22 protein-coding genes are annotated in these 23,645 nt (G+C 39.2%); 11 read left to right on the top strand and 11 right to left on the bottom strand.

Annotation, left to right across the window (positions count from 1 at the left end; translation table 11 throughout):
- From J4Q03_RS04495 to J4Q03_RS04485, 3 genes are read left to right on the top strand one after another with little or no spacing between them, the layout of a single operon-like run.
- Complete coding sequence (locus tag J4Q03_RS04495; protein WP_426047011.1) at positions 1-831, top strand: CheR family methyltransferase; 831 nt, start codon at positions 1-3, stop codon at positions 829-831.
- A gap of 9 nt (positions 832-840) precedes the next feature.
- Positions 841-1,413, top strand: coding sequence for a chemotaxis protein CheB (locus J4Q03_RS04490; protein ID WP_426047010.1), 573 nt, complete (start codon positions 841-843; stop codon positions 1,411-1,413).
- 43 nt (positions 1,414-1,456) lie between these two features.
- A complete protein-coding gene (locus J4Q03_RS04485) occupies positions 1,457-1,822 on the top strand; it encodes a response regulator (protein WP_426047009.1) in 366 nt (121 codons plus the stop codon).
- A gap of 81 nt (positions 1,823-1,903) precedes the next feature.
- Here J4Q03_RS04485 and J4Q03_RS04480 read toward each other — a convergent pair whose 3' ends face one another.
- On the bottom strand, positions 1,904-2,206 hold the full coding sequence (locus J4Q03_RS04480; RefSeq protein WP_426047008.1) for a hypothetical protein: 303 nt from the start codon (positions 2,204-2,206) through the stop codon (positions 1,904-1,906).
- A 242-nt stretch (positions 2,207-2,448) separates the two neighbouring features.
- Between J4Q03_RS04480 and J4Q03_RS04475 the strand changes: the two genes are divergently transcribed.
- The 5 genes from J4Q03_RS04475 (at position 2,449) to J4Q03_RS04455 (ending at position 10,062) form a co-directional block, all read left to right on the top strand.
- Entirely contained in the window at positions 2,449-3,615 is a 1,167-nt protein-coding gene (locus J4Q03_RS04475; RefSeq protein ID WP_426047007.1) for a cytochrome-c peroxidase, read from the top strand.
- A gap of 100 nt (positions 3,616-3,715) precedes the next feature.
- A complete protein-coding gene (locus J4Q03_RS04470) occupies positions 3,716-4,504 on the top strand; it encodes an SDR family oxidoreductase (RefSeq protein WP_426047006.1) in 789 nt (262 codons plus the stop codon).
- Positions 4,505-4,636: 132 nt separating this feature from the next.
- Complete coding sequence (locus tag J4Q03_RS04465) at positions 4,637-5,494, top strand: DUF4240 domain-containing protein (RefSeq protein WP_426047005.1); 858 nt, start codon at positions 4,637-4,639, stop codon at positions 5,492-5,494.
- Positions 5,495-5,681: 187 nt separating this feature from the next.
- On the top strand, positions 5,682-9,167 hold the full coding sequence (locus tag J4Q03_RS04460; protein WP_426047004.1) for a glycosyltransferase family 117 protein: 3,486 nt from the start codon (positions 5,682-5,684) through the stop codon (positions 9,165-9,167).
- A gap of 127 nt (positions 9,168-9,294) precedes the next feature.
- Entirely contained in the window at positions 9,295-10,062 is a 768-nt protein-coding gene (locus tag J4Q03_RS04455) for a hypothetical protein (protein WP_426047003.1), read from the top strand.
- A 35-nt stretch (positions 10,063-10,097) separates the two neighbouring features.
- Here J4Q03_RS04455 and J4Q03_RS04450 read toward each other — a convergent pair whose 3' ends face one another.
- The 5 genes from J4Q03_RS04450 to J4Q03_RS04430 all read right to left on the bottom strand — a co-directional run bounded on the left by J4Q03_RS04450 (position 10,098) and on the right by J4Q03_RS04430 (position 17,509).
- On the bottom strand, positions 10,098-11,258 hold the full coding sequence (locus tag J4Q03_RS04450) for an FAD-dependent oxidoreductase (RefSeq protein ID WP_426047002.1): 1,161 nt from the start codon (positions 11,256-11,258) through the stop codon (positions 10,098-10,100).
- A gap of 33 nt (positions 11,259-11,291) precedes the next feature.
- Positions 11,292-12,047 carry a helix-turn-helix domain-containing protein gene (locus J4Q03_RS04445; protein ID WP_426047001.1) on the bottom strand — a complete coding sequence of 252 codons (756 nt, stop codon included), beginning with the start codon at positions 12,045-12,047 and terminating at the stop codon, positions 11,292-11,294.
- A gap of 202 nt (positions 12,048-12,249) precedes the next feature.
- Positions 12,250-13,431 carry a Ca2+-dependent phosphoinositide-specific phospholipase C gene (locus J4Q03_RS04440; RefSeq protein WP_426047000.1) on the bottom strand — a complete coding sequence of 394 codons (1,182 nt, stop codon included), beginning with the start codon at positions 13,429-13,431 and terminating at the stop codon, positions 12,250-12,252.
- Positions 13,432-13,452: 21 nt separating this feature from the next.
- Positions 13,453-16,305, bottom strand: a complete 2,853-nt coding sequence (locus J4Q03_RS04435; RefSeq protein ID WP_426046999.1) for a TonB-dependent receptor — start codon at positions 16,303-16,305, stop codon at positions 13,453-13,455.
- Positions 16,306-16,453: 148 nt separating this feature from the next.
- Positions 16,454-17,509 carry a helix-turn-helix domain-containing protein gene (locus J4Q03_RS04430; protein ID WP_426046998.1) on the bottom strand — a complete coding sequence of 352 codons (1,056 nt, stop codon included), beginning with the start codon at positions 17,507-17,509 and terminating at the stop codon, positions 16,454-16,456.
- A gap of 166 nt (positions 17,510-17,675) precedes the next feature.
- On the opposite strand from J4Q03_RS04430, the gene J4Q03_RS04425 reads away from it, so the two are divergent.
- Positions 17,676-18,668 (top strand): MsnO8 family LLM class oxidoreductase, encoded by a 993-nt coding sequence (locus J4Q03_RS04425; RefSeq protein WP_426046997.1) that lies wholly within the window; start codon positions 17,676-17,678, stop codon positions 18,666-18,668.
- 15 nt (positions 18,669-18,683) lie between these two features.
- Positions 18,684-19,046: a hypothetical protein gene (locus tag J4Q03_RS04420; protein WP_426046996.1), complete on the top strand. Its 363-nt coding sequence runs from the start codon at positions 18,684-18,686 to the stop codon at positions 19,044-19,046.
- A gap of 18 nt (positions 19,047-19,064) precedes the next feature.
- Here the strand turns inward: J4Q03_RS04420 and J4Q03_RS04415 are convergent, their stop codons facing one another.
- Positions 19,065-19,928 carry a DUF1932 domain-containing protein gene (locus J4Q03_RS04415; RefSeq protein WP_426046995.1) on the bottom strand — a complete coding sequence of 288 codons (864 nt, stop codon included), beginning with the start codon at positions 19,926-19,928 and terminating at the stop codon, positions 19,065-19,067.
- 477 nt (positions 19,929-20,405) lie between these two features.
- Between J4Q03_RS04415 and J4Q03_RS04410 the strand changes: the two genes are divergently transcribed.
- Positions 20,406-21,341 carry a ketopantoate reductase family protein gene (locus J4Q03_RS04410; RefSeq protein ID WP_426046994.1) on the top strand — a complete coding sequence of 312 codons (936 nt, stop codon included), beginning with the start codon at positions 20,406-20,408 and terminating at the stop codon, positions 21,339-21,341.
- 88 nt (positions 21,342-21,429) lie between these two features.
- Here the strand turns inward: J4Q03_RS04410 and J4Q03_RS04405 are convergent, their stop codons facing one another.
- The 4 genes from J4Q03_RS04405 to J4Q03_RS04390 form a co-directional block, all read right to left on the bottom strand.
- The gene (locus J4Q03_RS04405; protein WP_426046993.1) at positions 21,430-21,777 is read right to left on the bottom strand and encodes a 4Fe-4S dicluster domain-containing protein; all 348 of its coding nucleotides are present in this window, start codon (positions 21,775-21,777) and stop codon (positions 21,430-21,432) included.
- A 110-nt stretch (positions 21,778-21,887) separates the two neighbouring features.
- Positions 21,888-22,442: an NADPH-dependent FMN reductase gene (locus tag J4Q03_RS04400; RefSeq protein WP_426046992.1), complete on the bottom strand. Its 555-nt coding sequence runs from the start codon at positions 22,440-22,442 to the stop codon at positions 21,888-21,890.
- 7 nt (positions 22,443-22,449) lie between these two features.
- Positions 22,450-22,950: a DUF2480 family protein gene (locus tag J4Q03_RS04395; RefSeq protein WP_426046991.1), complete on the bottom strand. Its 501-nt coding sequence runs from the start codon at positions 22,948-22,950 to the stop codon at positions 22,450-22,452.
- A 30-nt stretch (positions 22,951-22,980) separates the two neighbouring features.
- A complete protein-coding gene (locus J4Q03_RS04390; protein ID WP_426046990.1) occupies positions 22,981-23,607 on the bottom strand; it encodes a superoxide dismutase in 627 nt (208 codons plus the stop codon).
- Positions 23,608-23,645 lie beyond the last annotated feature (38 nt).

Here is a 23,645-nt window from a genome sequence, read left to right as displayed (position 1 = left end):
ATGTTAGAGCCCAGTATTGTAAAAGATGAAGAAGTAGAATACCTTATAAAAGATGTTTATGAGATGTACGGCTATGACTTTTCGGAGTACAGCAGAGCCTCCTTTAAGCGTCGGGTAAACCGTATCTGCCTGATTGACAGATTTACCAGCTTTGCAGAGCTCAGGTATACCATTCTCAATGATCCAGAGTATCTGAAGCGCTTTGTAGAAGAAATAACGGTGAATGTTACAGAAATGTTCCGCGATCCGCAATTCTTTAAATCGCTCAGAGAAAAGATACTGCCGCAGCTCGGTACCTATCCGCTGATCAGAATCTGGGTGGCAGGTTGTTCTACCGGTGAAGAAGCCTATTCCATGGCTATACTGCTTAAAGAAGCCAATCTGTATCATAAATCACTGATCTACGGTACAGATCTCAATCCATCCGTTTTGGAAACCGCGCGTTCAGGAGTTTTTCCTTTACAGCAAATGAAAACCTATTCGGAAAACTATATTTTATCCGGCGGGAAAAAAGACTTTTCAGATTATTATACCGCGAACTACGACAGTGTGAGATTTGATAAAAGTCTACAGGAAAAACTGATTTTATCTACTCACAACCTGGTTTCAGACAGCTCTTTTAACAGCTTTCAGCTCATCATCTGCAGAAATGTACTGATTTATTTTGACAGAGGACTGCAGGAGCGGGTCTTTCAACTTTTTGACAACAGTCTTGAAAATTTGGGTTATCTCGCACTGGGAGCAAAAGAAACCCTTAGATTTTCCAAACTGGACAGGAATTACCATCAGATAGATGACCAGCGAATCTGGAAGAAAACAGAGCATATGTAAAACATGATCATGGAAACAGAAAACACAAAAACAGAATTAGTGGTGATAGGAGGGTCTGCAGGAAGTCTGCAGGTCATTCTTGAAATGCTTAAAAAATTAAAAGATGAGCTTAGTTTCCCTATTGTTCTGATACTGCACCGTAAAGCTTATTCAACCAATATTCTGCAGACCCTGCTGCAGCAGTTTATTTCTATTGAAGTGGTGGAAATTGATGATAAAACAGAAATTCAGAACAATAAGGTGTATGTAGTTCCTGCGGATTATCACCTTCTTTTTGAGAACAAACATATGATGTCACTGGATTTTTCGGAGAAAATGAACTATTCGCGGCCATCCATTGATGTGACTTTCAAATCTGCTGCAGAAGTATATGGTAAAAACCTGGTGGGTGTCCTGCTGTCAGGCGCCAATGCCGATGGAGTGGAAGGCTTGGGATTCATTAAAAAAAATAAAGGAAAAGTCTGGATCCAGGAGCCTGAGACAGCTGAAGTGGATTATATGCCCAGACATGCCTTACAGGAAGTTTCCTGTGATTTAATTATTAAGCCGGATACTCTGGCAGATCATATCAATAAGCAGTAAATAATAAATTAAAAACAACCCTAAAAGATTAAATAGAACAAATATGAGTACAAAGAAAATTTTGATTTTTGATGATGATACCACTATTTTAGAGATCATTACCATCATTTTCGAAGAGAATGGGTATCAGGTCGAAATTTCAGAAACATCTCATGATATTTTGGAAAAAGTTTCGCAGTTTCAGCCAGATGTTATTCTTATGGATAACTGGATTCCAAAAATTGGAGGAGTTCAGGCTACCCAGCTTCTGAAGAGCCATGAAGAGTTCAGATCAATCCCGGTTATTTATGTAACAGCTAACAATGACATTGTAAGGCTGGCACAGGAAGCTCAGGCTGACGATTATGTGGCAAAACCATTTAATCTTGATGATCTGGAAGAAAAAGTGGCTAAATATTTACAGGAATAAGACAATATCAAGTCATATAAATGCAAAAGCCTTAGAGTAAATGGAATAATCCTTACAGCACCTGTAGGGATTATTTTTAATTTAAACGATCCTTCTGACAGGCAGATATCTTATTTCCTCAAAATGTCTGATTCTTTCACGGATAAGATCAACGGTGCATTTTCCATTGTTGATTTCAGTAATGAGTGCTGATAAAAATAATTTCAGTTGAGGATACAACAGTATTTTGTTTGTAAATGTAGAAGCAATGATAGTCTTTTTAGAGACGATATTCTGTGTAAAGGTATATTCACCCTCCAGATCAACATTTGAGTAAAACCGGTCTGTTATACTAATAGACAGATACCGGTGTATGAGATCTATATTTTGTAACATATTTTCCATCCTGGTGTATTTATAAGATATACAATAATATTTATGCCACAATTGCTTTTTAGCGATTTTTTTTATTGATAATCAGCTGCAACGAAGATGATCATTGGATATTTTAAAATAAATATTATCTTAGAGTTTAATAAAAAACTATTCGTAAAACTTACTGTAATTTTAAATGAAAAACAGAATCTTACTTCAGTTGTGGAAATGTATTTAACAGATTCCCTATTTTTGTCAAAATTCTACTATTCATGAAGAATGTCCTGAGCTGGATATTAATTACATTCCTTATCGTTTCTCTTTTGAATAACTGTTTCAGCAACAGTGTTCAGAAGGAAATCAGAGAGAAATCCTCCTTTCTTGCCGAATTGAGGAAATTATATTCGTCCGGAGATTCTTCCAAATGGCCAAAACCGATCCTGGATCCCGAAGCCTTACCGTACTTTTCTGAAATCGGACATCTCCCGGAAATTCCGTTTCCTGCGGATAATCCCTATTCAGAAGATAAAGCACTGCTTGGAAAAACACTTTTCTTTGATCCGCGGCTCTCCAGATCCAATCAGATTGCCTGTGCTTCCTGCCATGATCCTGAATTGGGATGGTGCGATAACCGGACCTTTTCTTTCGGACACGACAGGCAGCTCGGTATCAGAAACGCGATGAGCATTCTGAATGTAGCGTATGCCCAGTTTTTATTCTGGGACGGGCGCGCCACATCTCTTGAAGAGCAGTCCGAAATGCCAATGCGTGATGCAAGAGAAATGAACGGGCATATTGATCTTGCAGCCGGAAAAATTGCGAAAATTAAAGGCTATGAAATGTTATTTGAAAAAGCTTTTGGAGATAAAATGGTTTCAAAGGACAGAATTTCCAAAGCAATAGCCGCTTTTGAACGAACCATTAGGAGCGGAACTTCTAAATTTGACCAGTTTATTGATGGAAAAACAGATATTTATTCTGATGAAGAGCTCATGGGTTTACATCTTTTCCGGACCAAAGCCCAGTGCATGAACTGTCACAGCTCCGGCTATTTTTCCAATAATCAGTTTGAAAATGTAGGAACTTCTTTATTAGGATCAAAAGAAGAGGATCTGGGTCGCTATCTGATGACCGGAAAGCCGGAAGATGCCGGGAAATTCCGGGTACCTGGACTGCGTGAAACATCAAGAACAGGGCCATGGATGCATAATGGCTCTATGACAACACTCACGGAAGTAATCGGGTTTTACAGCAGAGGAAATCCTGAACATTCCCAAAAACGCTCAACAGTTCATCAGGGAATTGCCCTTTCTTCTGAAAAATCAGGCTTTGTGAGACTGCTGGATCTTACAGATCAAGAAATTGCCCAGTTGGAGGCATTTCTGCGGACTTTATCTACAAAACCGGAAAGAGTTTTACCGCCTGCATTACCCCAGTAAATTAACACTGATATGAGCTGGAATTTAAAGATTTACTGCTTCAGAATGTAAAGCTTTTTCGCTACATTTATAGAGCAATAATCAGAATAATTATCCACTTATGAATATTCAACTTTCTTCAAAAAATGCTTTGGTTGGCGCAGCTACCCAGGGAATAGGCGCAGGAATAGCATTGGAGCTCGCCAAATGTGGGGCTAACGTAACGGTGATGGCCCGCAATGAAGCAAAACTTAAAAAGATGGTGTCTTCATTACCTGTCATCAATTCCGGTCAGAAGCATCAGTATCTGGTGGCCGATTTTTCTAATTTTGAAGACTACAGAACCATTGTTTCCGGATATTTCCGCCATAATTCTATAGATATCCTGGTTAACAATACCAATGGCCCGGAACCTGGATTGGCACTGGATAAAAATGCTGATGATTATCAGAAGGCATTTGACCTGCTTTTTAAAACGGTTTGTGAAACAACTTTACTGGCTTTACCCCATATGATCAAGCAGAAAAGCGGCCGGATCATCAATGTTTCTTCACTGTCTGTAAAAGAACCGATCAATAATTTATCCCTTTTCAATTCTATCCGCTCAGCGGTGATCGCCTGGGCAAAGACATTATCCAATGAAGTGGCACAGCATCAGATCACGATTAACAATATTCTGACAGGATATTTTGATACGGAGCGTATTCAGAATCTCATCAGCCATGAGTCACAGCAGACAGGAAAATCCCAGGAAGAAATAAAAAAGGCCAGAGAAAATAAAATTCCAATGAAAAGACTTGGTAAAACTGAAGAATATGGTCATCTGGCTGCTTTTCTGGCATCGGAATATTCATCTTATCTTACCGGAACCAGTATTCCTTTGGATGGAGGGCTGAACAATACCTATTAATTAAGAGGAAGGTATTGAGATGAAAATTTTACTAAAAATCACTGCAAATGCTTATCGTTAGGTGCTTTACTTTTTAAATCCACGATTTTTTTTGTAGTTTCACCTCTTGAACAAAATACCATCACAATTTTTATGAAAAGGAACTTTATCAACCAGAAAGAGCTGTCCGATAAGTTTTGGAATATTGAGTATGCCGGAAAAATACAGAAAATATCTTTTGGAAAAACCGGAACTAAAGGCCGGGAAACAGTTAAAGAATATACGGACGAAAATGAGTGCATTCAGGAGTCTGAAAAGCTGATGGTTCAAAAAATCAAAAAAGGCTACACGGAAATTCAGGAAAATGATGAAATTCCACAAAAGGCAGAACTGTCGGATAATGAAAAAGCCGATATTTATTTTTGGGAAGCCATTGAAAAATCCAACAAATATAAAAAAGCCCACTGGAGTGAGTATGACATTGATGAACATATTGAAAACCTGACCGATTATTTGTCCAGATTTGGAAAGGACAGAATGCTTCTTTTTGAAAGAACACTTCAGGAAAAACTGAGTGAACTTTATACCGCTGAAATTGCCGAGCTTTCCATTATTCTTGAATGTGATTTTAAGAATGAAAATGGAACATATATATTTGATGATTACCTTTCTGATGACGGATTTTTATACTTCAGATGTTGGCTGCTGCTGAAAGGAAAAGAATTTTTTGAAGATATAAAGGTAGATATTCAGTCGTTCGTAAGTGGGAAATATAGCTTTAATATCGGAGACTGCTGGGCGGAAGGTCTTTTGTATGTTGCTGATGAAGCGTATGCCCAAAATCATGACGATGAAGAATCAATTATAAAAGATACCGTATACGAATTATACCCTGAAAACGATTATGACAGTATGGAACGCAGCATGAACCGGGAACCGAGAAGAGGAGCGGATTTACAGCCAATGTATCCGGAACTGGTAAAAGAAATCGTAGAGTTAAGAAGCAATTAACGTTAGCGTAGGGGATAAGCTTTTTCCCGATCATCAACTGACAGTAGACTGTTAAAAAATAGAAAATTCAGAAATAGAATCATCTTTTGGGGGCTTAATTTTTTCTGATTCGGGTTTATATTTTTAATGACTATGTAATAATTCCCCAATCCGGGTTGTCTTACTATGTATTGAAACCACATAGTTTATGAAGAACTGGTCTTTTAAAAAATGGAACACTGTCTTAGGATGGGGTATTTTTGGTATTGCTCTGATTACGTATTTCTCCACCATGGAACATTCCCTGAGTTTCTGGGACTGCGGTGAGTACATTTCCTCAGCTGTAAAACTTGAAGTAACGCATGCTCCCGGGGCTGCTTTATTCCAGATTGTGGGTGCCGTGGCAGCCATTTTTGCTTTAGGGAAAGGTGAAAATTATTCAATCGTGATCAATGCGATGTCTGCGTTGTTCAGTGCATTGACGATTTTATTTTTATTCTGGACGATTACCCATTTTGTAAGACGGCTGTTGAACAAGGATTTTGAAGAAATTACAAAACACCAGGAAATTTCCATTCTTTTTGCAGGTGCTGTAGGTGCTTTATGCTTTACCTTTTCAGATACTTTCTGGTTTTCTGCGGTAGAAGGAGAAGTATATTCCATGGCTTCCCTATTTATTGCTCTGCTGGTATGGCTGATCACCAAATGGGAAAACGACTACCTTGCGAAAGACAGCGAAAGATGGATCATCCTTATTTTCTTTGTATTAGGACTTTCTGTAGGCGTACACATGATGGGGATGCTTGCTGTACCGGCCGTTTGCCTGGTATATTATGCAAGAAATTACAAATTCACCTGGAAAAACTTTATCTGGGCCAATGTGATCACCCTGGGAATTCTGATTATTGTTTTCAAAATTATCTTCCCATTGATCATGACCATGTTCGGAAGACTGGAAATATTCTTTGTGAACGGACTTGGACTTCCTTTCCACTCAGGAACGATAGTAGCCTTTATTTTAATGACGGCAGCTTGTTATTTTATCATTAAATATGCAAGAAGAGCTAAGAAAAATATATATCAGACTGCTGCTTTGTCAGTGGTCTTTATGATCATTGGTTTCTCATGCTGGATGGTTATTCCCATCAGAGCGAATGCGAATCCACCGATGAACCTTAACGATCCGGATACCGCCATTGGAATGCTGGATTATTACAACAGAGAGCAGTACGGTGACTGGCCTACCATTTACGGTCAGAACTATACCGCCTTTCTTGATGCCAACGGAATTGAGAAAAATGAAGACGGCAGCTTCAAGACCAAAAAAACCGGCGAGATTTACGAAAAGGATGAAAAAACCGGAACCTACAGAAAAACAGGAGACCGTTTCAATTATACATTCAGCAAATCCCAGATCAGCTTAATGCCGAGAATGTTTAATGAAGATAAAGATGTCATGGCAAACTATATTTCCATGTACGGAGCTCCGGATTTTACCTTCAATTACGCCAATGAAGATGTGGCCGACAATCCACAGGCCAAGCAGATCTTTGACGAGCTGAGAGCGAAATATGAAGACAAATCCATTACGGCAGCAGATTATCTGAAAGTGAAACCCTACAACCTGATCAATGTTCAGAAGCCCTCACTGGCTCAGAATATGGATTATTTCATTACCTTCCAGAATGGCTATTACTTTGTAAGATACCTGATGTGGAACTTCGTGGGAAGACAGAACGACCTTGAAGGAAATATGGAAAACACCAAAGGAAACTGGATCTCCGGAATTCCTTTTATCGATAATGCCCTGCTTGGAAACCAGGATAAGATGCCTGCTAAATTCAAGAATGAAAGTACGGTTAAATTCTTCTTTTTACCTTTAATCTTAGGATTGATTGGTTTCTTTTTCCAGCTGAACAGAGACTTTGGAAGATTTTATGCACTGCTTTCATTATTTATTTTAACCAGTGTCGGCATTATTTTCTATACCGGTGTAAAACCTTTTGAAGTAAGAGAAAGAGATTATGCGATGGTAGGTTCCTTCTATGCCTTTGCAATCTGGATCGGGCTTGGTGCCGGAGCTATTTTATGGTTTATCCAGTCTAAGATAAAATCAAACGGAGCCAACATTGCTTTAGGAGTAGTTTTATTAGGCGTCCCTTTTATGATGGGCTTCCAGAATTATATTCCGCATGACCGCAGCAAAAAATCGGCGGCGCGCGACTATGCCTATTCATTCCTGAAATCACTGTCTAAAGATGATATCATTTTTATTTACGGAGATAACGACACCTTTCCGGTATGGGCTATCCAGGAAACAGAACAGTTCCGTGATGATGTAAAAACCGTAAATTTTACACTGTTGGCGACTCCCTGGTATATTGATCAGGTAAGGAGAAAAACCTACAATGCAGCTGGAATTCCCACCCAATTAAATCATGAAGATTATAAAGATGGAGTAAACGACCAGATCTATATGATGAAAAAAGAAGACTGGGAAGGAGTTTTCTCTATGCTGAAAGAGCAGGGAGTTCCTGATACTCAGTTTGGAGCTTTCAGAAAATATCTTACACAGGATTCACTAACCCTTAAGGAGGCAATTAGCTTTCTGAAGTTTAAATCTCCTGAAAAAGATGAGCTTCTGAAAATGTATTTTGGGGAAGAAAAATTTGAGAAATACAATATTCTTCCGGTGAACAAATTCATTCTTCCTGTCAATAAAGAAAATGCTTTAAAAGCGGGAATCATCACCAAGGCAGATCTTCCGGATGTTGTGAACCAGATCATGATCACTTATAAAGGAAACACACTTTATAAAAACAACCTGATGATGTTGGATATGCTGGCGAACTTCGACTGGAAACGTCCAATCAACTTCTCATCAGGAGGAATTTATGATAGTGAAAACATCTTTTATCTTGACGAATATCTTCAGTTTGAAGGGTTCAGCTATAAATTAGTGCCTATCCATACCGCTCCGAACGCAGATGGAGATATGGGAAGGGTAGATGCCAATTCCCTTTATAACGTTGTAAAAAACTTCAGATGGGGAAATTTTAAAGACCAGAGTATTCATTATGATGAAGCTGCAACTTCAAACATTATAGGTTATAGAATGACTGCCGGCAGAGCCGCTTCAGCACTGGCATTAAGCGGAAAGAAAGCTCAGGCCGTAGAATTACTGGATCTTGCTTCAAAAGAAATTCCTGCTGAGAAATACAACGATCCGCGTTCATTAAGCGCTATGGTAACCGGATATATTATTGCAGGGCAGGAGAAAAAAGGGCTGCAGCTGGCAGAACTTCTGAAAAAGGAGATCTTTGAAGAATACGATTACTATCTGAGTCTTTCCCCGGCATTCCAAAGGCAGTCAGCCAGGCAGATGAGAGTAAAACCTATGGAATATTCTCTTGTAGTAGCCGCTGTTACAGATGCTTACAAAAAGATGGGGCAGAATGAAAAAGCTTATGCTTACCTTGTAAAATCTATAGAGCCAATTGATAAAAAATTCAATGTTTTCATCAAAGAGCTTCAGCAGATGGGTAAAGAAAAGGCAATGAAAGAATCTGAAAACGTGCAGAAAATCACGCCTTTCTACCAGTATTTATTTGATGTGATGGAACCTTTCGATTCTACCTATTCCAAAGAAAAAGAAGATCAGATTACCCGGGCCATGATCAACGTTACTCAATAGCTGCTTTTGAATAATGAACAAATAATCAATTGATTAATACATACTTATTCATTAAAATGTTAAAAAAATAACATCATAGAAAATAATAGAAGAATTTCTTACATTTGAGTTCTAACATATCATTCTCATGAGAAATATAAACGGTGCACTGAATTTTAAATGGTTGTTTTTCCTTCCACTTTTTATAATTGCCGGATGTTCCAAAGAAGACAAAAAGCCTGAATCTCCTGAAAAGAATTCTGTCAGCACCGCATCAGCCAACGTGTCTGAAAAGACTGAACCGATAACTGAAACTAAAAAAGACCCTTCTGATTTTATCCCGGAAGGTTATAAAGTGTTCAAAAAATCGTTCGGCGATTTAAATAAAGATGGGGCAGAGGACTGTATTCTTATCATCAAAAAAACAGATCCAGACAAGATCATTACCGATGAATCCCGTGGAAAACTGGACCGAAACCGCCGTGGTCTCATCATTCTCTTCAAGAAAAATGAAGGATACGAACTGGCTGCCAAAAATGAAACCTGCTTCTCTTCAGAAAACGAGGACGGAGGCGTTTATTATGCCCCTGAGCTGGATGTTTATGCCGAAAAGGATAAGCTATATATTCATTATGCTCATGGCAGATATGGCTACCGGACCTATACCTTTAGATACGGACAGTCAGATTTTGAACTGATTGGCTATGATGAAAGCTCCAACACCGGACCGAGGGTGAACAGTACAACCAGCATTAATTTTCTAACCGGAAAGCAGCTTGACAGAACAAATGTGAATGAAGGTGCTGAAAGTGGAGATGAAGTATTTGAAGATATCTGGAGAAAATTAAAAACAACAAAACTGATGACTCTTTCCGAGATTAAAGACTTCGATGAGCTGGAAGTCTCTAATCTTTAGAAAAGTCCGGAAAAATTGATTTATTTTTTTTAGTTTCAATGGCTGCTGAAAAATTCCAGCATGTCATCCAGTGCCTTTTCGGAATGCATCTTATCACCGTTTTCCAGGGATTCTTTCGTGGCTTCAGCAGCTCTTTGGCGCATCTGAATTTCATAATGGCTAATGGCTTCCCCGAGAGTAGTGAAATGATCCGAAGTCAGGCACTCACTCAGCTCCAAAGCATCCAGCATCGCCATATTGGCCCCTTCTCCGGCAAACGGCGGCATCACATGAGCAGCATCTCCAAGCAGTGTGAGATTGGGTTTCGTTTCCCATGACTGATCCAGAGGCATAGAATATATCGGACGGGGAATAAAAGGGACAGAGGCGTTTTCAAAAAGCTCGTACCAGATACTGTCCCACTCAGCATATTCTTTTTTGAACCACTGCAGCATCTGCTTTTGATCAGAAAAATCAAGACCGCTTTCCTTAGCCCAGTTCTCCTTTGTTCTGAAACTTGCATAAAATCCAAGATCACCACTCCCTTTTTGGCCCATAAGCAGATTTTTATTGTTTCCAAAAGCCATTATTTTACCGTCTTTTATCAGCTTTTTAATATGCGGAGCAGTTTTTTCTGCATGATATATATTGCCTTCAAGCATTAAAATCCCCGAATACATCGGTTTCAGATCTGTAAGATAAGGACGGATCTTAGAATTGGCTCCGTCAGCAGCAATGACAATATCTGCATAGGCAGAAAAGCCGTTCTTGAAGTGCAGCTGCCAGCCTCCATTTTGAGGTTCCATAGCAATAAAATGGCAGTCCCAGATTACTGTTTCAGGTTTTAGAGATTCCAGAAGCATATTTCTTAACGGGCCGCGGTCTATTTCCGGGCGGAAATCTGCGTTCCCGAAATCCTCATCAGGCTTTATTTCGTGGTCGTTGAATATTATTTCTGCGTGTTCATTTACAATCAGCATTCTGTCTGCTCCGGGGCGGTAATTTTTTTTAAATTCATCCAGAAGGCCAGCACCTCGAATGGCAGCCATTCCCGATCCTTCATGCATGTCCAGCGGGGAACCCTGAACCCTGGCATTTTTATTAAAGTCCCTTTCATATACCTTAACATCAGCATTTTTAAGCTGTAAAAGTCTTGCCAGCGTCAATCCTCCCGGACCGGCACCTACTATGGCTATTGATTTATTTTCTATTAACATTGTATTGTAATTTTAAATTTTACTGATGCAAAATTATTTTTGTTTCAATACGGATAATAGTATAAATCGGTCATTTTTGTTTTTGGATAATTCTTTTGGAGGTACGCCGGAAAATTTTTTGATTTCTTTGATGAAATGGGTCTGATCCGTAAAATTCAGTTCCGGAAACAGCTTGCCTTCCGCGATATGTCCTAAAGAGGCTCTGAAACGCAGGATATTGCAATAGGCTTTTAAAGAAAGTCCAAACTGCTGATTAAAATAACGGTTGATCTGTCTGCTGCTCCAGCCTGTTTTTTCCGAAAGTTCTTTCACGCTCATCTCTCCATTTGATACATAAATGAGTTTAAAAAGATTCAGTTTTCTTTCATCTACGGACGCAGGTAACAGTTTTCTTATTTTTTCTGTTATCTTTTCAGTAAATATCTCAAGACTTTTAAGGTCCTGTTCATTCAGATTCCAGAAATCATCAGAAAGATTTTTGCCACTGTTGAGCAGGACTGCAATAGAAGTATGAAGGATATATTCTACGGCAAGCGGCCGGAAACTGACGGCAAAAGCGATGGTGTCAGGAGGAATGCTTCTTTGTTCCGGTTCGGTCTCCAATCCGATAAGAAAAACCCTGAAAGGACCTGATCCGGATCTCATAAAAAATAAATCAACCCTTCCATCAGGCAGTATAACAACATCTTTTGCTTCATCCCCCGGATTATGAAACATCCCTATATTTTCTACAAAGCTGTCCAGCAACGGATCCGGCTTAATAAATTTACAGTAGAATTTGTGATCCATAGAAATGTACTTCTGTTATTTCAAAATAGAAAATTACAAAAAATTGTAAAGGAATCTCAGAAATTCCTTAGGATGACCAATTTTAATTAAAATTTCCCTTATCCTGAAGATACAGCGAAAAGGTCAGATGTAACAGCTTTGCTTATGCATCATGAAAGATAAAACAGCCCCAAAAATTATATTTGAGGCTGCTTCACAGGGTTTAATGACAATTTGTATTAATAGGATTCAGTATATAATCTTTGTCCTGAGGAGGTTTTACAAAATAGGAAGTTCCATAAATATTTCCGGGCCGGAAAAAATCTGTAGAAACAACCTGTGCACCGCTGCTGAAGGCTGCTTTTGAGCGGGTAAGGTCATTGATCTTGGCTTCATACGTTTCAATATCAGCCCTTGTCCGTACCATAAACCCCTGTTTCACCAGGCTCTGAATTTCCTGCTGTCGGACGATTGCATTATCTTTTAAAATAAAGGCTGCAAAACTGTCCTCCGGCTCACTTTCCATGAACATCACTCTTTTTTCCAGAGAACCGTCAATAAGATAAGGGCTATTTTTAGTAGACTGAGTTCCTGCGCTTCCCGGTAACAGCATGAAGATGAATTTTCCTCTGCTGTCTTCTGCTTTTGGCCAGTTATGGTGTACGACAGCCTGCTGAAGGGTAGGGAATTTGCCCTGTACTTCTTTTGGAGTAATGATTTTATCTTTTCCCAGATACTGTAAAATTTCCTGATCCAGATCATCGTAAGCTTTTTGGGTAAAAGGTAAAACCTGGGTGGAATGAGGAAAAATGGGAAATCCGGAGTCCTTGGCTTCCACCATAATAAATAGGGTGGTATGCTGAGGATGCTGATCCGACCATTGTTTCAGTTCTTTGAGAGCATCTTTTAACGTTGGATAATGCGACCTGAAATCAATATCGGCCATGTGCAGAAGTTTAAAGCCGGGTTGGTCCAGGTTTCTGGTATTGTGCGGTGCCAGATCTTTTACGCCTTTCTCCTTTAAAATGCGGTAAGATGCCGGATGACTAAAGCGGTTGCCGTCCGGATCATAGTAAACATCCAGCTCAAGGCCGCGGAGGTTGGCATTAAGCTGCTCTGTTAATCCGGGGTGATTATAATTGAGGGCCTCTGTAAAATCCATTCCGTTAGGATGGTATTCCTGGAATTTAGCTTTCTGCTCGGAGGACATTCCGGAATCGTATTTTGCCATCAGATTCTTGATAACAGGAGCTGCCAGATCTAAAACTTTGGGATCTACAGGTTCTGCATAGGAATTATGAGTTCCCAGCACCTGTATCTGATTAATTCTGATGTCTTTACATTTTTCCTGGGCATGGAACATCGAGGCTGCAGCGACTGCAGCAGTGTACATATACTTTTTCATAAAGTGGATAATTTTATAAGATTAAAAATTGAAGTTAACACCAAGCTGACCTCTTATTCCGGAATAAGAGAGGTTTTCAACTCTGGATTTTTCTCCCATATAATACCGGTTGGGCTCGTTAAAAATATTATTTAGTTCTACAAACAGTCTGATATTTTTATTGATGCTGTACGACGTAGAGGCGTCTACTGTAAAGTTTTTATCAAAATGCTGATAATGACCGGGACCGGCAGCCGTTCTTATTTCGCTGACGTAATCTCCCTTATAATTTCCAGCCAAGCGGAGCATGAGCTTACTGGTTTCGAAAAATAATATGGTATTAAAAATATGCCTGGCCTGATTGGGAATGCTTGTCTTCATTGTTCCGGTCTGTTTTCCGCTTTCATAGACGGGCATTTTCATTTCAGAATTGATATAGGTGTAATTTCCTTCAAAACCAAGGTGTTTCAGAAATCCGGGGAGCCTTTCAAACCGTTTGGAGATTCCGATTTCGAAGCCATAGAGTTTTGCCCCTTCTAAATTTTTAGGAGTGCTAAAGGTGTACGGAAGTCCATTGATATTAAGAATAGATTGGTCTTTGTAGATGAGATCGGTAATGTCCTTATAAAAAGCTCCGGCAGTGACAAGATCCAGTTTTCCGAAATAGTTTTCAAACATCAGATCGAAATTATTGGAAAAAGTAGGGTTCAGCTGGGTATTTCCCTGGACGACCGTATTGGACAGATCATTGACAATGGTCCCAGGATTGAGGTCATTAAAATCAGGTCTGGCAAAAGATCTGGTGTATGCAGCTCTCAGTATTCGGTCTTTGGTCAGTTTCCATTTCATATTGATCATAGGCAGAAATATGTTATACTTTTTCCCGTCTTTAATATCTTCTGCCACAGTTCCGGTCTTATCGGAAACTACTTTCTTGCCATAGAAGGAAATATCATTGTATTCATTTCTTACACCGCCTACCAGCTGAAAGTTCTCATTGATACGCCATGTACCCATTACATAGGTTGCCCAAACATTTTCTGTTCCTCTGTAGGAACTGGTCATATTGGAATTGCTGTTCTTTCCGCTTACCTGCTGTAGTCCCAGATTATTTTGAGTATAGGAATTATAAAATTGATCGATCTGTCCGTTAGTTATTGGGTTGATCATAACTGACTGATAAGGATGGCCGAGAGAATTCATAAAACCTCCTTTAAAAGGAAAAGGGATTTGTTCAAACTGGCTCATATAACTTACCGGAGATCCCGGGATTCCCAGTGCTGATTTCGGCATCCAGACCAATACAGCGGCATCGACTACTTTTTCTTTATTATTGAATTTTGTTCCGAATTGAAGTTTAAAGTTCTCTGAAACGGTATATTTCAGATCCATCTGGCCCCTAAGATCCGTTTCGCTGTTTCGGTTCTGGCTGAGGATCACCTGGTTTAGTTTTAGCTGGCTGGCAGAAACCGGGCTCTGATTATGAGGTAAGGTAAAGTCTATAGGATCACCCGTTCCGCCGGGAGCATCCATGGCAAAGTATTTTCTGCCATCGGAGGCCAGATTTCCATAGGTCATAGGCTGCACAAAATTAATGATCGGGTAGCCTCTGTCATGGTCGTCTAAATTTTCCGGAGAATTAAATTTAAAACTTGATCTGGCCTTAGACAAAGACCAGTCTATTTCTAAACGCTGGCCCACCTGATGATTCCCACCCAACTGCATGGAATACAAATCCGTAAGATAATCGGCATGTCTTGCCTGAAGTGTTACACTCTTAGAGTCAAAATTAAAATAGGTTTCCCGCACAGACTGTCCGTCTTTATACTGACTGTACAGTCCCTTGAAATACAATTTGTTTTTACTGTTGATGTCATAATCCATTGCATAATTGAACCCCAAAGTTCTTCTGTCCGCCAGATAATCCCGAAGCTGTAATTGATTAATGGAGTAGGATGCCGTTTGATCTGCTAAACCATAATTGAAAATATTCCTCATTTGGTCTATGGCACTTGACCGTTGCCATATCACCGCAGAAGAAATGAATTTCAGCTTTTCTGTAATTTTATTTCCATAAACGATAGAAGAGTTAAACGTTGGGGATTTAGACATATTTACATATCCGGTAGCAGTACTGATGGCCAATGTTTCCTTGTTGGGAGATGTTTTTGTAATGAAATCCACATTTCCGCCGATAGCGTCGCCATCAAGATCAGGAGTCAGTGCTTTCGACAAACGTACGCTTTGTATAAGCTCCGAAGGGAATATATCCATCTGGACTCCTCTGTTGGCATTGTCACCACTGGCACTGGGCATTCTGCTGCCATTTAATGTGGAAGAGGTCCATTGGACTGGTGTACCTCTTACGGCTACAAAACGTCCTTCTCCCATATCCCTTTCAATGGATACTCCCTGCATACGCTGAACGGCATCTGCGGCATTACGGTCCGGTAATTTACCGATAGCATCTGCACTCAGAACTTCCGTAATGGTATTGGAGTTTTTCTTCATAGTAATAGCCCGGGCCTGTGACGCTTTGTAAACACTGGTGACTACTACTTCCTGAATGGCATTCTCTTGTGTCTTTTTTTCGCCTACGCTGATTAAGCCAAGATCAACCGCCTTCTTATTTGCAATTGTAAAAGGAAAATAAACAGTTTCGTAGCCTGTATATTCAACGATCAGTCTGTAATTTCCATCGGGAATATTACTTAGTATAAAAGATCCGTCTGTATTGGACGTTATTTTTTCAGCTTTATTTTCTATATACACTAAAGCGTTAGGCAGGTTCCCCTGCTGATCAACTACAACACCATGAACTGTGGTTTGAGCCATCGCAAGGCACCCCAGAAAAAAAACTGCTGCAGTGGTTAAAAAAAATCTTCTTCGTAGCATTTTATAAATTTTCCACAAAGATGTTTTCCCTGAGAAAAAATTCGGTTCATTTAAATTTTAACAGACTTGTTTATATTTGGTAATTATTTAAAATGCTTATTTACAGTTATTTATGTTTGTTAAATAATCGTAATATAGCATTTGTACGTTATAAAATATGATCTGTTGGCAAACAGTTGAATTCTTTTTTAAAATATTTGTAAAAGGTAGATTTCGATTTAAATCCGCATTGGTAAGCGAGGTCTGTAACATTGGAACCGGGCTCTTTTTCCTGCATCAGTTTGAACTGTAAAACCCTGTTGCGGTTGGTGTATTCATGAAAATTGGAAGCCAGGTACTGACTGAATGTAATGGTAAGATCGGTTCTGGAAATAGATAAATACTGTGAAAGCTGCTCCAGGGTAAAGTCTTCATCTAGATAGATGACACTTTTGTCATAAAATTCCTCTATGGAAGATTTTATTTTTTTAAAGTCTATTTTAGAAAGATCCTTGTATTGATATTTTTCCTTAAAAAGAGGCTCTTCAGGGATTATAAGCGCTTCTTTCTTCTGCTGTTCGTGGTACGTTAAAACATAAACGTACAATATCCAGGCGAACTGGATTAAAAAAGAAAGGTTATACATTTTTTGAAACAGAAGAATATCCAGACTTAATTTGTAACCACCCCAAAAAGTCAGCACACTCAATAATACAAAAGTTAAAAACAGCCGGAACTTTTTTATAAAATGGTCTTCGATCTTTTTTTGATGCAAGTACAGCAAAACAATACAGATGACCAGACTTCCTATCCAATAGTGAACATAATAATTGGCAAAATACTTTGAGTACAGGCTGATAATGAGATCTCCTTCCTGGTAACCAAATAGTTTTGCTGACAGTCCAAAGGTATGGATGAGAACAATCAGAGAGAATGGGTATAGCAGATATTTCAGTTTGTCCCGGTGTTTGAAATGAATCAGGTAAAAAGTGATGTTCAGAAATATTAGACCTTTAAAAACTCTTAGACTGCCCGGTATTTCATAAAGAATAGATTCATAGCCGAATCTTTGGATGATGAAATATTCATAGCCCATATCCGTCACTACGGTCACAATATAGAGCAACAACATATTATGAAAAGACTTTCTGTTCTTGGCAAGACAGAGTAATACAGTCAGCGTAATTACAGCCTGCAGGATGACAACCATTAAAATGTACAACATAGCCAATTAAATCTGCTCAAAATTATCAATAAACAGGAAGTATGCTTTTAACGGATCGTTAAATTTTTGGTATTTTTATAAAAATTTCAGGGACTCATGTTCATTTTCAAAAGTATAATGTTCAATCATGAAATTATTTTAGCTTTACATTAAAGTAAGGGCAGGTATGAAGTTAAAATTAGGTATTCTGGATCAGTCTCCAACCATCGAAGGAGGAAGTTCAATGCAGGCATTAAATAACAGCATCGATCTGGCGCTGTTTGCTGATAAATCAGGATTTCACAGTGTGATCTACTCCGAACATCACGGTGTGGAAGCTTATGGAAGTTCAAGTCCGGAAATTCTGTCTGCTGTTGTACTAAGTAAGACCCAGCGTATCAAAGTAGGAACAGGAGGAATTATGATGAAGAACTATTCTGCTTATAAGATTGCAGAATGGGCCAAAATGCTGGGAAGCCTGTTTCCGGAACGTTTTATCCTGGGATTGGGCAAAGCTCCGGGAGGTTTAAAGGACGCCGTGTCTGCACTGAATAACCACAGACCTGTTATTTTATCCAGCCAGGAAGCTAAGCTGGAAGAGGTTATCCATTACATTAAAGAAGAGAAAGGAATCTATGACAGACTTATTGCACAGCCCAAAGATCCTGCTTATTTGCCGGAGATCCTTTGGCTCGGCTCCGGAATTCAATCTGCCAGGGAAGCGGCTCAACATGGCGTAGGCTATTCGTATGCGGATTTTATGAGAAACGATATGGGAATGGAAAGCACTGAAATTTATTGTAATGAATTTAGCAGAAATCAATACGGTAAAGCTCCGTCGCTGCAGATAGCGGTTGCTGTATCTGTTGCAGATGATTTAAAAACGGCCAGATACAATGCCTACGGAATGGCGTATCAGTTTTTGCAGGCGAGGCATATTCAGGCGCCTGAAGCCCTACTTCCAACAGCAATAATTGAACAGAGAATAATGGGAAGTGAAGATGAAAAGGAATTCTCTGATATTCTGAATCACATCATTGTGGATACACCCGGAAATATTTCCCGAAGGCTGCAGGAAAAGGCAGAAGAGTATAATACAGACGAACTTCTGATTCTCTGTAATATGTTTAGAGAAACAGACCGGATAGATACTTATAAAAGTATTATATTGGGCAATTAATAATCAACAGATCTCATGAGCTATAATATCCAGTTATTCAGTGTTAAAACAAAAGCAAAAGAACAGGCAGCTGATGACGACAGCTTTTTTGACCGTGAAGAAAATCTTGTTCCCTTAACGGAGGAACAGATTGCCGGATTAAAAGAACGTCTTCTAAGATATAAGTATGAACCGGTAAAAGAAGATGATGCCGGAGCTCATTTCAACCATCCGGATGAAGATTTTGGAATGGCTTTACTTACTAAAAGAGGCCTGTATTTCAATGCAAGCCTTAGCGAAAGTTCTATTTTTGAAGTGGGAATGACTGCATCTGAATTTACCGATACCGGTGAATTCGCAAAATACGATCCGCAAAACGATGGCTGGGAAGAATTTTAGCCTTCGTGAAATATATATTTACAGCAATTTTTTAAAATTCTGGAGCGTTTCCACAACTCCTTGAGGCTTTTCATTTTCAAAAATACCGGACTTTGATACTCTTTCAAAGGTTGTGGCCGTTCCGGAAGCGATAATATTAGGAAGGTTTTCATCTTTCAGCATTTCTGCCAGACCGTTCATTTCATCGATTCTTCTCACAATATGCTGAGGATAGGTAGGTGTGGTTTTCATGAGATCCTGATAGGTACCGGGAAGAAACGCCTGAAGGCTTTCATTCAGCTCGTCCAGGATTCCGAAATGAGCTGCCGCAGTCATAGTTTCAAAAAACAAAGCATTCATTCCTTTATTCACCATAGAAAATAAGAGTTTATAAGCTGATGATGCCTCAGTTTTTTCACCGGCATCTTTTATTTTAAAAACTGAAGCAAACAGATTAATAAACAGATGTCTGTAAATGCCGCTCACTACAAGAACAGCATGATTAGGAACATCCCTGGAGGCTCCCATTACGGCACCGTTGACAAATGGGATACTGACCAGCGAAAATAACTTCTCAATAGAAGAGGCAAGGGCAGGAGTATTGGAATTTAAATCTACATACAGAGGGCGGTTTGAACTTTTTTTCAGACAGGAAATAATATTTTCCGCCATTTTCAGGCTTCCTTCCGGGCTGGTAAGAGAAAGGATAACATCAGCCTCATCAACAGCATCCTGAAGAAAATGAGTGTCAATAATTCCCAAGTCTTTTATATTCTGTAATGTCCGTGCCGATCTTCCTTCTCCTGCGGTAATGACTTTAAAATTTTGTTCTATAAGTGCTTTTGCTATTTGAGTTCCCATGTCTCCTGGGAACAGAACGGCAATAACGGGCTGAGTTTTCAATATAAATAATTTTTGGAATGTTGAATAATTTGAAGCTACAAATCTCTTTAATTTTTTTCAGCTGTTACACATATTATGTCGATCTGGATTATTGATAAAACCGATTGATAAAGGAACTTTTCCGGATTTTGCTTAATTTTGATTCTTACTGCAGCACTTTATTATAATGAATAAATCCCCAATTAAATGTAAGCCTTACGGGTTTGAGAGTCGGAGTGTTTTTGGGTTTTAGAGTTTAGGAATACGGGTTGTTTTGGTTTTAGGGTATATGATTGTATTGAGTTGCTTGTTTAAATAGGGTTGCCCGATGTCTTGCATCTTGACCTTATTATTTACTATTTCACTTGAAAAGCAAAATTAACTATTGATCTTTTCTAACATCAATAAAAGTCTCATCTTGCATATGAAATCTAATTTCTTTTCATTTGTCAAGTGATATATTAGAATTTAGGATACATCTTTGTTAAAAATAAATTTATGAACAAGAAACATATTGCAGTGCTTGGATTGGGCGGCGTAGGCGGATATTTCGGTTTTAAAATAAGCCAGGAAAATGAAACCTCCAAAAGCTATAAAGTAAGCTTTGTAGCAAGAGGGGAAACCTACCGGAGAGTAAAAGAAAACGGCCTGGTTCTTCTTTCTCCTGAGCATCCTGTGGATCATACATACCCGGATTTTATCGGGGAGCATATCAGTAACGTGAAAGATCCGGATCTTGTCCTGATCTGTGTAAAAGAATATGATCTGGAAAATGTTTGCCAGCAGCTGAAAGATGTCATTAGTCAGGACACCGTATTGCTGCCAATGATGAACGGAGCAGATATCTATGAAAGAATAAGAAAAATAATTCCCGGTAATATTATTCTTCCGACCTGTATTTATGTTGCTTCCCATATCAAAGAAAAAGGAATAGTAGAGCATAAAGGAAAAGCAGGGAAAATGATTGTAGGAAGAGATCCTGAGCATTTTTCTGCGGATGTGGATTGGATCGTGGACGTATTGAAAGAAAGTAAAATCGATTTTGATTTTAAAGATAATTCTCTGGCAGATATCTGGACGAAATATATTTTCATCGCCAGTTTCGGATTGGTGACAGCTAAACATAATTCTTCCATTGGTATGGTATGCACAGATGAAAATCAGAGGGCTGAAGCTTCTGAGATCATGAAAGAAATAAAAATGATCGCTGACGAAAAAAGGATTGCCCTGGATGAAGATATTATTCAGAAAACATTTGAAAAAGCAGCTACATTCCCTTTTGAAACTCCAACTTCTTTACAGCTCGATGTCAATTCCGGAAAAGAAAATAATGAACTTGAATTATTGGGAGGCGCCGTTTTGAATTTTGGAAAAGAATCAGGGATAGATACTCCTTCCACGTACAAAATTTATAATGAGATAAAGGCTTTGTAAATTGGTGACGTATCTTTAGCAGAGGTAAATAATAAAATAAAAGCGGGATATTTCCCGCTTTTATATTGGTTTATATAAGTTCACTCATTTAAGAATGAAGAAATTTCTGCCGGCTGAATAAAATGTCATCGGTTTCACGGTGCTCAGGATCATCTATACAGCAATCTACCGGGCAGACTGTTTTGCACTGTGGCTCCTCATGAAATCCCTTACATTCTGTACATTTTCCCGGAACAATATAATAAACGTCATCCGAATAAGCCTGTTGGTAAGCGGCTGCATCTGCTTCCGTGCCATCCGGAAATACTACTCTTCCGGAAAGTTTTGTTTTATCCTGCCATCTCCAGTCAATAGCGCCTTCATAGATCGCTGAATTAGGGCATTCAGGTTCGCAGGCTCCGCAGTTGATGCAGTCATCGGTTATTGTAATAGCCATAATATTTTGATTGACAAGTTTGTTTTAAAAAGGGATTTCTTCTGACCTTTGATCTCGGAAATCCCCAGTCTAAACATAACTTAAATGAAAAACAATTGGTTGTAATTTTATTATATTCTTTCTATCCTTTTTGTCGTGGCAATGCCGATCAGTTTGTCGAATTTATCAGAATATAATGAAGATATTTTTGCCGGATCTTCCGGATCAAATAATGCTGATCTGATAATAGGTACGCTGAAAGGAATCGGCCATGCCCGCAGGGATTTTGCCACCGCATCCATTGTATTGATGCCCTGCATGGCCTGCAGACCATCTGCCCAGCACACCAGCCCAACCGTTTTATCTGTAAGATAAGGCTGATAATGACTGGCCGTGATTTCAAGCCAGTCCAGGCAGTTTTTCATGACTCCCGGAATACTCCCGTGATAAAGCGGAGCTAACCAGAAATGGATATCTGCCTCCAAAAACAGCTGAGACATGCGTTCTACAGCCAAAGGAGTTTGAGTAAGGGTCGTGTCAAAAAGGGGAACTCCTGAATCTGCCAGTGTAAAAATCTCCGTCTGGAAACCTGATGGCTCCAGTCTTTCTGCAAAGTATCGGGAAATCCGTCCGGAAGTCGATTCAGGTCTTCTTTCTAAAGAGCCGTTAAATATAATTGCTTTCATGGTTTTTCTAGCTTTTAAAAATTACTTTCGGAAGACCTATTTCTCCATACATCAGGCTCTTAACCAGAGGTTTCAGAAGCCCGGCTGCTAATAAATACAGTGACGGATCGTGGTCTGCCTTTGCCCTGACAACAACCTTCTGATTTTTATAGGATCTCAGGTCAGCATACATGAGACGCCGTTTCCAAAGATCCAGCAGAACCGTTCCTGCATCATTTAAATCTGCATAAATGGCATAAGGAGATAATTTTTCCATTAACATCATAAATGCCCACGGCGGAATAATAGCATCTGTAGAGCAGATGATCCCTACGGCTTTTTCATTGTATACAGAAAAGTCTACGGCAGCAATGGACTCCTTAAATTCCTTCTCCTTCACGATTATTCCCATGAAAAGGTGATCTTTGATATCCAGTTCCACAATTTCTGTAGTGGGTCTGTAATCTGAAAGATCAAGGGCAATGATTCCGGAGGCTTCTGCTTTATTGATGAAAATTTTCTGATCCATAATTGATTTTGTAATCAATATTAAAATTAGTTATTTAATTTTTGAAAGAGCTTCTTCGTATTTTTTTTCTACGGCTGACCAGTTTAAAACAGACCAGAATGAATCCAGATAATCCGCTCTTTTATTCTGGTAGGCTAAATAATAGGCATGTTCCCATACGTCAATCCCTAGAATCGGAAACCCTCTGTTGACCGGTAGGATATCCATCATCGGGTTATCCTGGTTGGGAGTAGAAGCCACAGCCAGTGAACCACTGAATTTTACGAACAGCCATACCCATCCGGATCCAAACTGTCCAAGACCTGCTTTTTTCATCTCAGCCTTAAGGTTTTCAAGGCTCCCAAAAGTAGAGCTGATAGCTTCTGCCAGCTTTCCTTCAGGATTTAACTGTGGCTGTGGAGAAAGGATTTCCCAGAATAATGAGTGGTTGAAATGACCGCCGCCGTTATTTCTTACTGCAGGGCTGTATTCACTGATTCTTTGTAGTATGGAATCCAGGTCGTCAGAGGTTTCTTCTGATGCCTTCAATGCCGCATTCAGATTATCCACATAAGCCTGATGGTGGCGCTGATGATGAATGGTCATTGTTTCTTTATCTATAAATGGTTCCAGTGCATCGTAAGCATAAGGAAGCTGAGGTAATGTAAATGTACTCATCGCTTTATTTTTTTAATTAATGTATTTCAAAGGTAATC

This window comes from Chryseobacterium sp. NFX27 (assembly GCF_049887855.1).
In the GTDB taxonomy this organism is placed as follows: domain Bacteria; phylum Bacteroidota; class Bacteroidia; order Flavobacteriales; family Weeksellaceae; genus Chryseobacterium.
Note: the sequence above shows the minus strand (reverse complement) of the source record. Positions and strands in the feature narration are given on the sequence as shown.